The organism is Solirhodobacter sp., from assembly GCF_964715405.1.
Map to the genome: position 1 here is coordinate 1 of NZ_CBAICG010000022.1, position 13,756 is coordinate 13,756.

Here is a 13,756-nt window from a genome sequence, read left to right on the forward strand (position 1 = left end):
TCGGGAAAGCGCGCCTCGAAAGCCTGGCGCGACATTGGGCGATCAGATTTCCAGCGGGCGGGCATGTGAGAACAATACGGAAACGCGACGCCTGCCGCAAGCCCTCGCACCACATGTTGTGGCTCCGGAGTCAGGGGGATAAGCCTTCAGGTTGAATTTGCTCATCGTTCGCGACCTCTGGTGCTATCGCATATGATCGCACGAAACCGCGCAGAGCAAGGAGCCCCCGCGCAAACGAAAAACGGCGCCCCGCGAAGGGCGCCGTCCTGTCCGTCCGCAGCGGTCCCGCGCTCAGGAGGCTTCGGTGATGAATTTCACCGCATCGCCGAAGGTCTGGATCGTTTCGGCGGCGTCATCCGGAATCTCGATCCCGAATTCTTCCTCGAAAGCCATCACCAGCTCGACCGTATCAAGGCTGTCGGCGCCAAGATCGTCGATGAACGACGCGTTCTCGGTCACTTTGTCCTCTTCCACACCCAGGTGTTCGACGACGATCTTCTTCACCCGGCTCGCGATGTCGCTCATGTCAGTTCCTCATGAAGTTTCGGGAGGTGTCCCGTTTCGTACTGTCCCGTGCTCGTTCGAGCGGCTCACCCCTGCCCGTGGCAGGGTCGTTGGTCCTGCTTGCGCAAGCAAACCGCGCGGCGCTTCCGCCCCCCGGTCCAATCTGCGCCGCCTATAGCATGTTCTCTGCGCAAGGCAAACGCTTTCGGCCCGGCCTCCAGTGCCGCGCGTCAGATCATCGTCATGCCGCCGTTCACATGCAGCGTGGCCCCCGTCACGTAAGCAGCCTCGGCGCTGGCGAGATAGAGCACCGCCGCCGCGATCTCGTCGCCCGTGCCCATCCGCCCGGCCGGGATCTGGATCAGGATCTTACCCTTCTGCTCGTCGTTCAGCTTGTCGGTCATCGCGGTGGCGATGAACCCCGGCGCCACGCAGTTCACCGTGATGCCCCGGCTCGCCACCTCGTAGGCCAGCGACTTCGACATCCCCACCAGGCCCGCCTTGGCGGCGGCATAGTTGGCCTGCCCCGGATTGCCCGTCGCCCCGACGATCGACGAGATGTTGACGATCCGCCCCCAGCGCGCCTTCATCATGCCGCGCACCACGCCCCGGCACAGCCGGAAGGTCGAGGTCAGGTTGACCTCGATCACCTGCGCCCAGTCGTCATCCGACATCCGCATGAACAACTGGTCGCGCGTGATCCCCGCGTTGTTGACCAGAATGTCGACCGCCCCCATCGCCGCCACCGCCGCCTTCGGCAGCGCCTCGACCGAGGCCGCATCCGACAGATCGCAGGTCAGCACATGCGCCCGCTCCCCCAGCTCCGCCGCCAACGCCTCCAGCGGCGCGCGCCGCGTCCCCGATAGCGCCACCGTGGCCCCCTGCGCGTGCAGCGCCCGCGCGATCGCGCCGCCGATCCCGCCCGAGGCGCCCGTCACCAGCGCCGATTTCCCCGTCAGATCGAACATGGTGTTCCCCTTGCAAAGCCCTCCGATCTGATTAGAGCCTCACAGATGCGCTGCCAACCACCGAACGCGCCGCAGCAGGCGGCACCGCGTCGGGATCGCCTGCCTCAGAGCTTCCGCGCACGCCAGGTTCCGCCGGCGGCACCTGCAGGCCCGGCGTCATAGTCACCGCCGATTGCCGAGGCGGAACTCACATACCCCGTCCAGCTTGTGCCAAAAGCATCGATGATCGAGAATTGCGTCCCGCTGAGGCTCCAGTCGCCATTGCGGCTCGGCGCGATATTGCCGTCCGTGAACACCATGCTGCTGGTTCCATTGGCCCTCAGCACCATCGTGCCCCGCCAACCTCCCGAAGGTCCGGTGGGATTCGAACTCCAGCCTGACTGGGTTCCTTCGGTGACCCAGTTGCCGACAAGATCCTTTGCCTCGACGCTCATGTCGATGACCTCCCAAAACACACACGCTAAAGATGCACGAACATGCACCCGGGATCGGTTTTTTGTAAACCCGTTCCTGCCGTTGATGACATCGTGCCGCATTCCCGCAACCTGCAACACGTTGCCCGGTTCTGCTCGTGCACGCGACGAAGGGCCGGGGTCAATTCCCGCATGCCCAGCCCGCCCGCTGTCGCTGACCCTTGCCCTGACTTTGGCAGCCGACGTTGCGGGGCGGCTGCACCGAAAGCCCGGATCGCCCTGCTACCCCGCCACCGCCGCCGCCACATCCTCCGGCGAGCCCACCGCCCGCGTCGCCACATCCTTGACGATCCGCCTCACCATGCCCGACAGCGCCTTGCCCGCACCGATCTCCCAGATCTCGCTGACCCCCGCGCCCGCCATCCACAGCACCGACTCGCGCCAGCGCACCGACCCGGTGATCTGCTCGACCAGCAGATCGCGGATCAGCGCCGGATTGCTCACCGCCTCGGCGCGCACATTGGCGACCAGCGGCACCACCGGGCGCTCGATCGCCACGCCCGCCAGCGCCTCGGCCATCACCGCCGCCGCGGGCTGCATCAGCGCGCAGTGAAACGGCGCACTCACCGGCAGCAGGATCGCCCGCTTGGCGCCCCGCGCCTTCGCGATCTCCAGCGCCCGCTCCACCGCCTCGCGATGGCCCGACACCACCACCTGGCCCGGATCGTTGTCATTGGCCGCCTGGCACACCTGACCCTGCGCCGCCTCATGCGCCACCTCGACCGCCGTGGCGAAGTCGAGCCCCAGCAGCGCCGCCATCGCCCCAACGCCGACCGGCACCGCGTCCTGCATCGCCCGGCCCCGCACCCGCAAGAGCCGCGCCGTATCCGCCAGCGTCAGCGCCCCCGCCGCGCAGAGCGCGGAATATTCCCCCAGCGAATGCCCGGCCACGAACGTCGCGCTCTCGATGCCGATGCCCTCCGCTTCCAGCGCCCGCATCACCGCGATCGAGGTCGCCATCAGCGCGGGCTGCGCGTTGGCGGTCAGCGTCAGCTCCTCGATCGTGCCGTCCCAGATCAGCGCCGAAAGCGGCTCGCCCAGCGCCTCATCCACCTCGTCAAACACCGCCTGCGCCGCCGGATAGGCCCGCGCCAGCGCGCGCCCCATGCCGATCGTCTGGGCGCCCTGGCCCGGAAATACGAATGCCCGGCTCATATCGTCTGTCCCTCTGTTTTCCCTCGCATAGCGCGCGCGCCTCCCCGAGGCAATCCGCGCGCGTTGAGCTTCGGGGCTCCGCCCCGAACCCCGGGATACTTGCAGACCGAAAGAACCACGCAAAGCGTGCACTTTCCTCTTTCGGTCCCCAAGTATCCCGCAGGAGTCCGGGGGCGCGAAGCCCCCGGCGCCCGCCGCCGCGCGCGCCATCCCCGCTTGCATCCCTGCGCACCCTCCCCTATAAGCCCGCATCCTTCCGCAATACCCATGAACCGGCGATGCCTCTCGTGGACGGGCCGCGGAAGGCGCAAGGCCCGTTTCCTATGAAGCCGCCCGACACGAACGGAGCCCGCATGCCGCTTTACGAGCATGTCCTCATCGCGCGCCAGGACTTGTCCAGCGCGCAGGCCGAAGGCCTCATCGAACACTTCTCCACGGTTCTCGCGGACAACGGCGGCAAGGTCGTCGAGTTCGAGTACTGGGGCGTCAAGACGATGGCCTACAAGATCAACAAGAACCGCAAGGGCCACTACGCCTACATCAAGTCCGACGCCCCTGCGGCGGCGGTGCAGGAGATGGAGCGTCTGGCCCGCCTGCATGACGATGTCATGCGCGTGCTGACCATCAAGGTCGACGCCCACGAGGAAGGCCCCTCGGTCCAGATGCAGAAGCGTGACGAACGCTCCGAGCGTGGCGACCGGCCCGACCGTGGCGACCGTGGCGACCGCCCGGATCGTGGCGACCGTCCGAGCTTTGGCGGCGACCGTGGCGACCGCCCCAGCTTTGGTGGCGAGCGGCCCAGCTTTGGCGGTGACCGCCCAAGCTTCGGCGGCGATCGCCGGCGCTGATCAGGCACGAGGAAAGGATACATCATGGCTACCAAACCGTTTTTCCGTCGTCGCAAGGTCTGCCCGTTCTCCGGCGACAACGCGCCGAAGATCGACTACAAGGACGTGCGCCTGCTGCAACGCTACATCTCCGAGCGTGGCAAGATCGTGCCGTCGCGCATCACCGCCGTCTCGGCCAAGAAGCAACGCGAACTGGCCCGCGCCATCAAGCGCGCCCGCTTCCTCGCCCTGCTGCCCTATGCCGTGAAGTAAGGAGAGACCCACATGCAAGTCATCCTGCTCCAGCGCGTGGCCAAGCTTGGCCAGATGGGCGAAGTCGTCAACGTCAAGGACGGCTACGCCCGCAACTACCTGCTGCCGCAAGGCAAGGCCCTGCGCGCCAACGAGTCCAACATCAAGTCGTTCGAGCACCGCAAGACCCAGCTCGAAGCGCATAACCTCGAGACCCGGAAAGAGGCGGAAGGCTTCGCCGGCACGCTCGACGGTCAGGTGTTCGTCGTGATTCGCTCGGCCTCCGACGCCGGCGTGCTCTACGGCTCGGTCACCACCCGTGACGCGGCCGAGGCCGCGGCGGCGGGCGGTTTCACCGTGAACCGCGCGCAGATCGTGCTCGACCGGCCGATCAAGGATCTGGGCATTCACCCGGTCTCGGTCGTGCTGCACCCTGAAGTGACCGTGACGATCAGGCTCAACGTCGCCCGTTCGCCGCAAGAGGCCGAACTTCAGGCCGCGGGCAAGTCGATCCAGGAACTGGCGGCCGAAGCCGAAGCCGCCGCCGAGTTCGAAATCGCCGAACTCTTCGACGAAATGGGCGCCGCGAACGTGGACGGCGAGGACATGGGCCGCTAAGCCCTTCTCCAGAAACAAAGACCAGGGCCGCACCGGGCAACCGGTGCGGCCTTTTCAATCCCTGCCCCATGTCGGGAACGGCGCAGCCGCCGCGGGCGCGCGCAGCTAGGGTCGCAGCAGACACCGCCGAAGGCCGCCCGCATGACCGCCACCGCCCCGCCCGCGACCAGCGCCAACTCGCGCGGCATCCTGCTTTTGTGCATCGGCATCGCCGTCTTCTCGGGCCAGGACGTGATCCTGAAGCTGCTCAGCGGCGGCTACCCGCTGTCCGAGGCGATGACGCTGCGCGCCCTCGTCACCGCGCCCCTGCTGCTGATCCTCGTGCACCGCGACGGCGGGCTCGGCACCCTTGTCACCCCCGGCCTGCGCCGGATGCTGGGGCGCGGCGTGATCATGTTCGTCGCCTATACCGCCTATTACCTCGGCCTCGCAGGGCTGCCGATGGCCACGGCGGTCGCGCTCTACTTCTCGGCGCCGCTGTTCATCACCCTCCTCTCGGCGCTCGCCCTGCACGAAGGTACGGGCTTTCGCCGCTGGGTCGGCGTGCTGACCGGCTTTGTCGGCGTCATCATCATGGTGCGCCCCGGGTCGAGCCTGTTCGACTGGGCCGCGCTGCTGCCGGTGGTGTCGGGCATGGCCTACGCCGTCTCGATGGTCACCGCGCGCCGCCTTGGCAGCACCGAAACCGCCCCGGCGCTGGCGTTCTGGGGTAACGCGGTGTTCCTTGGCGGGGCGGTGGTGATGGCCGCCGTCTTCGGCTCCGGCCGCTTCGACACCGACGCGACGCCCAGCCTCGCCTTCCTCACCCGCGCCTGGGTGATGCCGACCCTGCCCGACGCCGCCCTGATGATGGCCTGCGGCGTGATCGCCGCCGCGGGGCTGACGCTGCTGACCCAGGCCTACCGCATCGGCGAGGCCCATGTCGTCACGCCCTTCGAGTATTCCGCGATGATCTGGGGCGTGCTGAACGGTTGGCTGTTCTGGGGCGACTGGCCCGACACCGTGGGCTGGCTCGGCATCGCGGTGATCGTGGCGGCGGGGCTCTATGTGCTGTGGCGCGAGGCGGTGCGGGCGGGGGACGGCCCGGCGCCGCCATGAAAAAGGGCCGCCACGCGGCGGCCCCTTCCCGAATTCCCGGCGAACCGCCGCGCCTTACATCTCGTCCAGCGCGTCCACGGCGACCTTCAGATCGTCCTTCGACACGTGCTTCTCGGTCACGTTGGCGCCGGACACGATATGGTCCACCACCTTGTCCTCGAAGATCGGCGCGCGCAGTTGTTGCTGCATCTGCGGGTTCTTCTGCACGAATTCGAAGAACGCGCGCTCCTGCCCCGGATACTGCCGTGCCTGCGCCAGCACCGCCTGCGTCATCTCGGCGTCGGTCACCTGGATCTCGTGCTTGCGGCCCATCTCGGCCAGCAGCAGGCCCAGACGGACCCGGCGCACGGCCAGCGTCTTGTGCTCGTCGCTCACCGCGATGGCGTCATGGTTGTGGCCATGCTCCTCGGGGTGCTCCTCGTGCCAAAGCTGGTGGGCGATCTGGTTCGCCTCGGCGTCGACCAGGGTTTCCGGCAGTTCGAACGACACCATCTTGTCAAGCTGGTCCAGCAGCGAGCGCTTCAGCACCGCGCGGGCGGCGCCATTGTATTCGGCCTCCAGCCGCTCGGCGATCTGCGTGCGCAGGTCGGCCAGGCTTTCGGCGCCATACTTCTTGGCCAGTTCGTCATTGACCTCGGCGGCGACCGGCGCCTTCACCTCTTTCATCGTGCAGGCAAAAAGCGCGTCCTTGCCGGCCAGATGCGCGGCCTGGTACTCGGCCGGGAAGGTCACCTGCACCTCGATCGCGGCGCCCGCCGCAACGCCGATCAACTGCTCCTCGAAGCCCGGAATGAACGAGCCCGAGCCCAGCACCAGCGGATAGTCGTCCGCCGCGCCGCCCTCGAACGGCACGCCGTCGACCGAACCCAGGAAGTCGATCACCACCTGGTCGCCCGACTGCGAGACTTCGCCCTCGCCCCGCGCGACGAAGTCCTGCGACGACTTGGCCAGTTCGGCCAGCGCCTCGTCCACCGCGGCGTCGTCGGCCTTGACCACCAGCTTGTCCACCGCAACCTGCGACGGGTCGATCTCGGGGATCGCGGGCAGCGCCTCGTAGGTCATCGCGACCACGACGTCCTGACCCTCGGCCCAGGTTTCGCCGTTCTGCATCTTCACGTCGGGCTGCAAGGCCGGGCGGTCGCCGGTGGCCTCGAAGTGCTCCTTCATCGCGCCGTCGATGGCTTCCTGCATCGCGTCGCCCAGAATGCGCGGGCCGAACTGCTTGCGCAGGATCGGCATCGGCACCTTGCCCTTGCGAAAGCCCTTGATCTCGATGTCGGGCTGCGCCTCGACCAGCTTTTCCAGCACCTTGGCGTCCAGTTCCGCCGCCGTCACCGTGATGGTGTAGCCGCGTTTCAGACCGTCCTTCAGGGTCTCGGTGACCTGCATCTTCACGTCCTTTTTTCTCTCTGGTGCGGGTGAAGGGACTTGAACCCCCACGCCTCGCGGCGCCAGAACCTAAATCTGGTGCGTCTGCCAATTTCGCCACACCCGCATGAAGCAAAGACAGCCCCGCCGAACCTTCCCGGCAGGGCCGTCCCGAAATCCGCGCTGTTCTAACAAAGCCACAGGCGGGATGCGAGGGAAAAAAGAAGCCCCGAAAAAGCTCGCCGTTAACGCATTGTTGCCGTATTTTGATGGAAAAAAGAAAAGGCAGGTTGAAGATGAGGCAGGCCGATGTCGAAACCCACAATCCCCGCTTCCGTCGTGCCGATGCTGGATGAGGCGGCGGTCGCCCCCTGCACCGGGCTTCTTGCCGGAACGCAGGTGCTGACCCTCGCCGGCGAGATACCGGTGGAGTTTCTCAACCCCGGCGACCGCATCATCACCCGCGCCGGCGCACGCACCCTGTGCCGCATCACCGCTCGCACGATCCGCAACGCCCGCGTCGCCCGCCTCAGCGCCGGATCGCTCGGCCACGACCGGCCGGGGCGCGACCTCATGATCGGTGCCGACCAGCCGGTGCTGGTGCGCGACTGGCGCGCCAAGGCGCTGTTCGGCGCGCCCCAGGCGATGGTGCCGGTGTCGCGGCTGGCCGATGGCCACTATGTCCGCGTCGTGACGCTGGTCACCGCGCAGGTGATCACGCTGGAATTCGACCGCGACGAAATCGTCTACGCCGACGGGGTGGAGCTTGGCTGCCCGGCGTTCGCCAGGGCCTGAGCCGCCAGCACCCGGAACACCGCGGGCAGTTGCTCCGGCAGGTCCTCGGCAATCAGCCCCGGCCCGAAGCTCAGCGCACACTCCACATGCAGCCAGGCTGCGGTTTCCGCCGCCTGCATCGGCGCAAAGCCGCGCGCCAGCAGCCCGGCGATGAACCCCGCCAGCACATCGCCCGCCCCCGCCGTCGCCAGCCAGGGCGCCGCGCGATCGTAGGCCGCCGCGTTGACGCTGCACCGCCCCGAAGGGTCGGCGATCACCGTATCCGCCCCCTTGTAAAGCACCACGCAGCCCGCCCGCGCCGCCGCCTCGCGGGTCGCGTCCACCTTGGAATAAGCCGGGCCGCTGGTTGGCGGGGCCGCGAGCTTCGCCGCAAGATCCGGAAACAATCGCGCGAATTCGCCCCCGTGCGGCGTCAGCACACACTTGCCGTGGACCTGCGCGAACAGCCCCGCATCCGCCGCCAGCGCCGTCAACGCATCCGCATCCAGCACCAGCGCCCGCCCCCCCGAGGCCAGCGCCACCGGCAGCATCGCCGCCGCCCGCGCGACCCCCAGCCCCGGCCCGAGGCCGAGCGCGTTGATCCGCCGGTCCGCCAGCACCGCCGCCAGCGCCGCCGCATCCTCGACCGGCCGCAGCATCACCGCATCCAGCCGCGCCGCGTTCTCCGCCACCGCCTCCGCCGGGCACCCCAGCGTCACCAGCCCGGCCCCGATCCGCAAGGCCCCGCGTGCCGCCAGCCGCCCGGCGCCGCCGTGGCCGGGCGCGCCCGCCAGCACCAGCGCGTGGCCGTGGGCGTATTTGTGGCCCTGCGGCTTCACCTGCGCGTCATCCGGCCGCGTCTCTTCCACCACCGCATCGCCATCGGCGCGCAGCATGGCGTCCATCTGCGCGGCAAGCCCGATCGGCACTACCCGCAGCCGCCCCGACAGCCGCGCCCCTTCGTCCAGGACATGCCCGAGCTTCGCGCGCTCGAACGTCACCGTCAGGTCCGCCGCCCGCTCGATGAACCCGCCGTCAGCCCGCACCCGCCCGCTGTCGGCGCAGAGCCCCGAGAGGATGTCGACCGCCACGATCCGGCAGCCGCGCGCGACCGCCATCTCCAGCAGCCCCCAGACCCCCGGCGCGATCGCGCGGGCAAGCCCGGTGCCGAACATCGCATCGACCACCAGCGGTCCGCCGTCGAGATCGCGCCAGTCGAACGCCGCGGTCGTGCCAACCGGACCCATCGCCGCCCACCTGGCCCGCATCGCGGCGGCATCGGGCGTCAGCGTCGGGCCAAGCGCCACCACCTTGACCGCCCAGCCGAACGCGCGCAGCAACCGCGCCACCACGAACCCGTCGCCACCGTTGTTGCCCGGCCCGCACAGCACCACCGCGCGCCGCGCCCCCTCACTTTCGGTCGGCAAATATCCCGGGGGTGCGGGGGCAGCGCCCCCGCGGCTTGCCCCAAGCTCCGGCCATTCGGCGAAAATCGCCGCCACCACCCCCTGGCCCGCGCGTTCCATCAACTCCCGCCCGGTCACCGCCCCCGCGGCGATTGCCGCCTGTTCGATGGCGCGCATTTGGGCAGATGTCAGAAGTTCGGTCATCGTCGGCCCCTCCGGATTCGCAATCCGCCCAAGAAATAGGCGGCTTGCATGGATTTTGATCGCCACCGCCAGAATCCCCCGGCTCCGCGCGCTTCGTCCAGCCTATCCAATTGTCCCTCCCGCGCGGAAGTGGTCAGTCACAGTCGGACAGTGCTTCAGCGGAGAGTCGGCGGCGATGAAGAAAATCGAGGCGATCATCAAGCCCTTCAAGCTCGACGAGGTGAAGGAAGCCTTGCAGGAGGCCGGCATTCAGGGCCTTTCAGTGATCGAGGTCAAGGGCTTCGGGCGCCAGAAGGGCCATACCGAGCTTTACCGCGGCGCCGAATATGTGGTGGATTTCCTGCCCAAGGTGAAGATCGAGGTGATCCTCGCCGATGATCAGGTCGAAGGCGCGATCGCGGCCATCATCGGCGCCGCCCGCACCGAAAAGATCGGCGACGGCAAGATCTTCGTCTACCCCTGCGAACAGGCGATCCGCATCCGCACCGGCGAATCGGGCGACGAAGCAATCTGACAGACGCGCCCGCGCCTTGGCGCCGGGCCGGAATTACGCTCAACAGAAGGGATCATGGCGACATGAGCAAGGATAAGGTTCTGAAGATCCTGAAGGACGAGGAGGTCGAATATGTCGACATCCGCTTCACCGACCCGCGCGGCAAGCTGCAGCACGTCACCGTCTGCGCCGACCTCGTGGACGAGGATTTCATCGACGAGGGCTTCATGTTCGACGGCTCGTCGATCGCGGGCTGGAAGTCGATCGACCAGTCCGACATGAAGCTGATGCCGGATACCTCATCGGCCTACATGGACCCGTTCTACGCGGAAAAGACGCTGTGCATCCATTGCAACGTCGTCGAGCCCGACACCAACGAGCCCTACAGCCGCGACCCGCGCTCGACTGCGCAGAAGGCCGAAGCCTACCTGAAATCCTCGGGCATCGGCGACACGTTCTATTGCGGGCCGGAAGCCGAATTCTTCATCTTCGACGACGTGCGCTACGCGGTCACGCCGCGCAAGGTGGGCTACGAGATCGACGCCGAGGCGGCGGCCTGGAACACCGATGCCGAATTCGACTCGGGCAACCTGGCGCACCGCGCGGGCCACAAGGGCGGCTACTTCCCGGTCAACCCGGTCGACGAGGCGCAGGATCTGCGCGGCGAGATGCTGTCCACCATGAAGCGCATGGGGATGAAGGTCGACAAGCACCACCACGAGGTCGCGACCTGCCAGCACGAACTCGGCATGATCTTCGGCAAGCTCACCGAGCAGGCCGACAACATGCAGAAGTACAAATACGTCATCCACAACGTGGCGCATGCCTACGGCAAGACCGTCACCTTCATGCCCAAGCCGATGAAGGGTGACAACGGCTCGGGGATGCACGTCAACATGTCGATCTGGAAGGACGGCAAGCCGCTTTTCGCGGGCGACAAGTATGCCGACCTCAGCCAGGAGGCGCTTTACTTCATCGGCGGCATCCTCAAGCACGCCAAGGCGCTGAACGCGATCACCAACCCCGCGACCAACAGCTACAAGCGCCTGATCCCCGGCTTCGAAGCCCCGGTGCTGCGCGCCTACTCGGCCCGCAACCGCTCTGGCTGCGTCCGGATTCCGTGGACGGAATCGCCCAAGGCCAAGCGCGTCGAGGCCCGCTTCCCCGATCCGGCGGCGAACCCCTACCTCGCCTTCGCGGCGCTGCTGATGGCCGGTCTGGACGGCATCAAGAACAAGATCGACCCCGGCCCGGCCTCCGACAAGGATCTTTATGACCTGCCGCCGGAAGAACTGGCCGCGATCCCGACCGTCTGCGGTTCGCTCCGCGAGGCGCTGACCGAACTGGAGGCCGATCACGACTTCCTGCTGGCCGGCGACGTGTTCACCAAGGACCAGCTTGAAGGCTACATGGCGCTGAAGTGGGAAGAGGTCTACGCCTACGAACACACGCCGCACCCGATCGAGTACCAGATGTATTACAGCTGCTGACCGGGCTCACTCCCGGTTCGGACGAGGGGCGCGCCACCTGGCGCGCCCTTTGCATTGGCGCGGGATCGTCTTGCGGCGGGAAACCGTACCCCGAACCGCAGCCCGAACCGCACCTCTCGCCGAACACTCGCCGACATGCGGCGCAACGCAACCTGCGGGCTATAGTGTTGCCGCAATTGTGCGGGAATTTTCCACAATGCGCCCCCAATGGGAGCACATTCCTCAATCATAGCTTAACGCGTAGCTTGGTTTGAGGAGTCCGTCATGGCGACCAAAGGCACAAGTACGAGTGTTTCGCTTTTGTATGTCGAACGTCCGGTCTTCAACTTCGTCCGCTATGTGGACAATCTCGAACGCGCGCTGCGCGAAAGTCAGCATGACCGCTTCGACCTGCGCTGGGACAATGACGACTTCGTGGTTTTCGACATCGACGGCAGCCGGGTCGTGCTGGGCTACTGCGACCTGGTCAGCGAGGCCGTGCATCAACTGGGCGAACCCGCGGCCTATGCCGCAGCCCTGGTGCTGGCGGTCGGCCCGAGCGGGCGCAACTGGATGCCGCAACCCATCGCCGACAACGCCCGCGAGTTGTGCATGTCGGTGATCGAGCGCATCCAGACCCGCAATTCCGCCGACCTGATCCTGTGGACCGAAACCCCCGGCGTCTTTACCGCCGACACCTTCGACAGCCTGGTGGACGCCGCGATCTCGACCCCGCTGGCCGAGGCCGAGGACGCGGTCGACAGCGAAAATGCCAACATCTTCGCCTCGACCCCGACGCCGCGGATGATCGACCGCTTCGGCGAACCGCCGGTCGCCCGCCTGCTGGACCGGCTGGCCGCCGAAATCCGCCCCCACGACACCCTGCACGCGACCCGCGTGACGGAACGCCCGGTCGTGCCGGACTATGCCCTCGTGGTGGCCGCCGCGGTCATGCCGATGCCCGATCAGCGCAAGCCCTCGCCCCCCGACATGGCGCGCATCCGCGATGCGCTCTACCCGCCGGAACCGGAAGGCGAACGCCGCAAGAAGGAACCGCTGGTCCGCCGCATCACGCTTTACAGCCTGAACACGACGTTGATGATCGTGGCCCCGCCGATCGGCGCGGCGCTGATGACCTACAGCGTGCTCGGGCGCGAGGACTCGCGCACCACGGCCCGCGTCATGGCGCTGACCGGCGCGGTGTTCGCGATCACCCACGCCTTCCTCCGCGGTTACTTCCACATCGGCGCCTGACGACCGACTTACCCCCCCGCGCGGTGGATCGGGTGCTCGTGCAGCGCCTGTTCCTGCGCCGGTGTCAGGTTGTCGCGACGCAACACCCAGGTGTGGATTGCGAAGACCACTGCATTCGTGCGCGGCAGCCGCGTCAGGCTTTGCCGTTCCGACCGGATGTAGGGCGCGACACCCTGCGGCTTGGGCCGCGGCGCCGCCTCGGTGCGCGGATGGTGCAGCGTTGCGTCGGTGTAGTGCAGCGCGTTCGCCCGCCACAGGCCCTGCCCCGGCCGGATCGCCTCAAAGAGCCGCTGCACCCGGCGGGCAAGGTCGGCGTCGTAGACCGCGACCGGAACATGGATGCCGATCAGCGGACGGAGGAACTTTTCCGCCAGCGTCCAGCTTGCCGGAAAGCACAGGATCGCGCCGGTCAGGATGTGCTCGCCCTCGCCTTCGGCGCGTTCCAGCAGGCAGAAATCCTCCTGGCAAAGCCGCCCCAGCGTCAGCAGCGGCTCCGCGCAGTCGAGCGGCACCACCACACCATCGGGCCGGGTGACCGTCTGCGTCGCAACCGTATAGCCCGGCTTGCCGCGCAGATCGTCCAGCACCACCTCCAGCAATTCCTCCGCCGCCGGGCGCGCACGGTCCGACAGCGCGTGGACGGCCTCGCGCCGGGTGGCGATCAGCCGGTCCCGTTCGGCCATCTGGCCGGCGAAGGCGTCATCGGCGCGCAGCCAGTCGCCCGGTTCCAGCGGCAGGATGCCCGGCAGGCGCCGGGTGCGGGGATCGGCCCAGGGGGCGAACGGCAGGCTGGCTTGTAGAATCTCGGTCATGGCGCCGGGATACCCCAAACCGGGCGGGCCGGAACAGGCCCAAACCGACGCCCCCCGTCGCATTCCGGCGCGCGCACCGGG

15 protein-coding genes and 1 tRNA gene are annotated in these 13,756 nt (G+C 67.6%); 8 read left to right on the forward strand and 8 right to left on the reverse strand.

Annotation, left to right across the window (positions count from 1 at the left end; translation table 11 throughout):
* Positions 1-291: 291 nt before the first annotated feature.
* From AC11WY_RS11235 to fabD, 4 genes are all read right to left on the reverse strand, one after another.
* Positions 292-525, reverse strand: coding sequence for an acyl carrier protein (locus tag AC11WY_RS11235; protein ID WP_482925431.1), 234 nt, complete (start codon positions 523-525; stop codon positions 292-294).
* 209 nt (positions 526-734) lie between these two features.
* Positions 735-1,472: a 3-oxoacyl-ACP reductase FabG gene (gene fabG, locus AC11WY_RS11240; RefSeq protein ID WP_482925433.1), complete on the reverse strand. Its 738-nt coding sequence runs from the start codon at positions 1,470-1,472 to the stop codon at positions 735-737.
* Positions 1,473-1,576: 104 nt separating this feature from the next.
* Positions 1,577-2,008, reverse strand: coding sequence for a hypothetical protein (locus AC11WY_RS11245; protein ID WP_482925435.1), 432 nt, complete (start codon positions 2,006-2,008; stop codon positions 1,577-1,579).
* 159 nt (positions 2,009-2,167) lie between these two features.
* The gene (gene fabD, locus AC11WY_RS11250) at positions 2,168-3,100 is read right to left on the reverse strand and encodes an ACP S-malonyltransferase (RefSeq protein WP_482925437.1); all 933 of its coding nucleotides are present in this window, start codon (positions 3,098-3,100) and stop codon (positions 2,168-2,170) included.
* A 353-nt stretch (positions 3,101-3,453) separates the two neighbouring features.
* Between fabD and rpsF the strand changes: the two genes are divergently transcribed.
* From rpsF to AC11WY_RS11270, 4 genes are all read left to right on the forward strand, one after another.
* A complete protein-coding gene (gene rpsF, locus AC11WY_RS11255) occupies positions 3,454-3,948 on the forward strand; it encodes a 30S ribosomal protein S6 (RefSeq protein WP_482925439.1) in 495 nt (164 codons plus the stop codon).
* Positions 3,949-3,972: 24 nt separating this feature from the next.
* Complete coding sequence (rpsR, locus tag AC11WY_RS11260; RefSeq protein ID WP_482925441.1) at positions 3,973-4,200, forward strand: 30S ribosomal protein S18; 228 nt, start codon at positions 3,973-3,975, stop codon at positions 4,198-4,200.
* A gap of 12 nt (positions 4,201-4,212) precedes the next feature.
* Positions 4,213-4,797, forward strand: coding sequence for a 50S ribosomal protein L9 (gene rplI / locus AC11WY_RS11265; RefSeq protein ID WP_482925443.1), 585 nt, complete (start codon positions 4,213-4,215; stop codon positions 4,795-4,797).
* A gap of 141 nt (positions 4,798-4,938) precedes the next feature.
* The gene (locus tag AC11WY_RS11270) at positions 4,939-5,895 is read left to right on the forward strand and encodes a DMT family transporter (RefSeq protein WP_482925445.1); all 957 of its coding nucleotides are present in this window, start codon (positions 4,939-4,941) and stop codon (positions 5,893-5,895) included.
* 54 nt (positions 5,896-5,949) lie between these two features.
* On the opposite strand, the gene tig is transcribed toward AC11WY_RS11270, so the two are convergent.
* On the reverse strand, positions 5,950-7,284 hold the full coding sequence (tig, locus tag AC11WY_RS11275) for a trigger factor (protein ID WP_482925447.1): 1,335 nt from the start codon (positions 7,282-7,284) through the stop codon (positions 5,950-5,952).
* Positions 7,285-7,305: 21 nt separating this feature from the next.
* Positions 7,306-7,390: transfer RNA gene (locus AC11WY_RS11280), tRNA-Leu, on the reverse strand.
* A 182-nt stretch (positions 7,391-7,572) separates the two neighbouring features.
* Between AC11WY_RS11280 and AC11WY_RS11285 the strand changes: the two genes are divergently transcribed.
* Positions 7,573-8,058 (forward strand): Hint domain-containing protein, encoded by a 486-nt coding sequence (locus tag AC11WY_RS11285; protein WP_482925449.1) that lies wholly within the window; start codon positions 7,573-7,575, stop codon positions 8,056-8,058.
* Here AC11WY_RS11285 and AC11WY_RS11290 read toward each other — a convergent pair.
* Positions 8,010-9,647 carry an NAD(P)H-hydrate dehydratase gene (locus AC11WY_RS11290; RefSeq protein ID WP_482925451.1) on the reverse strand — a complete coding sequence of 546 codons (1,638 nt, stop codon included), beginning with the start codon at positions 9,645-9,647 and terminating at the stop codon, positions 8,010-8,012. The two genes, AC11WY_RS11285 and AC11WY_RS11290, sit on opposite strands and share 49 nt — an antisense overlap.
* 175 nt (positions 9,648-9,822) lie before the next feature.
* On the opposite strand from AC11WY_RS11290, the gene AC11WY_RS11295 reads away from it, so the two are divergent.
* From AC11WY_RS11295 to AC11WY_RS11305, 3 genes are all read left to right on the forward strand, one after another.
* The gene (locus tag AC11WY_RS11295) at positions 9,823-10,161 is read left to right on the forward strand and encodes a P-II family nitrogen regulator (protein WP_482925453.1); all 339 of its coding nucleotides are present in this window, start codon (positions 9,823-9,825) and stop codon (positions 10,159-10,161) included.
* A 62-nt stretch (positions 10,162-10,223) separates the two neighbouring features.
* Entirely contained in the window at positions 10,224-11,630 is a 1,407-nt protein-coding gene (gene glnA, locus AC11WY_RS11300; RefSeq protein WP_482925455.1) for a type I glutamate--ammonia ligase, read from the forward strand.
* Positions 11,631-11,894: 264 nt separating this feature from the next.
* Positions 11,895-12,863, forward strand: a complete 969-nt coding sequence (locus tag AC11WY_RS11305; protein WP_482925457.1) for a hypothetical protein — start codon at positions 11,895-11,897, stop codon at positions 12,861-12,863.
* An 8-nt stretch (positions 12,864-12,871) separates the two neighbouring features.
* Here the strand turns inward: AC11WY_RS11305 and AC11WY_RS11310 are convergent, their stop codons facing one another.
* Positions 12,872-13,675 (reverse strand): heme-dependent oxidative N-demethylase family protein, encoded by an 804-nt coding sequence (locus AC11WY_RS11310; RefSeq protein WP_482925459.1) that lies wholly within the window; start codon positions 13,673-13,675, stop codon positions 12,872-12,874.
* Between the last annotated feature and the right edge of the window lie 81 nt (positions 13,676-13,756).

Coding starts and splice junctions, on each gene's coding strand:
- rpsR (WP_482925441.1), top strand. CDS start 3,973: ATGGCTACCAAACCGTTTTTCCGTCGTCGCAAGGTCTGCCCGTTCTCC.
- rpsF (WP_482925439.1), top strand. CDS start 3,454: ATGCCGCTTTACGAGCATGTCCTCATCGCGCGCCAGGACTTGTCCAGC.
- AC11WY_RS11305 (WP_482925457.1), top strand. CDS start 11,895: ATGGCGACCAAAGGCACAAGTACGAGTGTTTCGCTTTTGTATGTCGAA.
- AC11WY_RS11270 (WP_482925445.1), top strand. CDS start 4,939: ATGACCGCCACCGCCCCGCCCGCGACCAGCGCCAACTCGCGCGGCATC.
- AC11WY_RS11310 (WP_482925459.1), bottom strand. CDS start 13,675: ATGACCGAGATTCTACAAGCCAGCCTGCCGTTCGCCCCCTGGGCCGAT.
- AC11WY_RS11235 (WP_482925431.1), bottom strand. CDS start 525: ATGAGCGACATCGCGAGCCGGGTGAAGAAGATCGTCGTCGAACACCTG.
- fabG (WP_482925433.1), bottom strand. CDS start 1,472: ATGTTCGATCTGACGGGGAAATCGGCGCTGGTGACGGGCGCCTCGGGC.
- rplI (WP_482925443.1), top strand. CDS start 4,213: ATGCAAGTCATCCTGCTCCAGCGCGTGGCCAAGCTTGGCCAGATGGGC.
- AC11WY_RS11295 (WP_482925453.1), top strand. CDS start 9,823: ATGAAGAAAATCGAGGCGATCATCAAGCCCTTCAAGCTCGACGAGGTG.
- tig (WP_482925447.1), bottom strand. CDS start 7,284: ATGCAGGTCACCGAGACCCTGAAGGACGGTCTGAAACGCGGCTACACC.
- glnA (WP_482925455.1), top strand. CDS start 10,224: ATGAGCAAGGATAAGGTTCTGAAGATCCTGAAGGACGAGGAGGTCGAA.
- fabD (WP_482925437.1), bottom strand. CDS start 3,100: ATGAGCCGGGCATTCGTATTTCCGGGCCAGGGCGCCCAGACGATCGGC.
- AC11WY_RS11245 (WP_482925435.1), bottom strand. CDS start 2,008: ATGCGGCACGATGTCATCAACGGCAGGAACGGGTTTACAAAAAACCGA.
- AC11WY_RS11290 (WP_482925451.1), bottom strand. CDS start 9,647: ATGACCGAACTTCTGACATCTGCCCAAATGCGCGCCATCGAACAGGCG.
- AC11WY_RS11285 (WP_482925449.1), top strand. CDS start 7,573: ATGTCGAAACCCACAATCCCCGCTTCCGTCGTGCCGATGCTGGATGAG.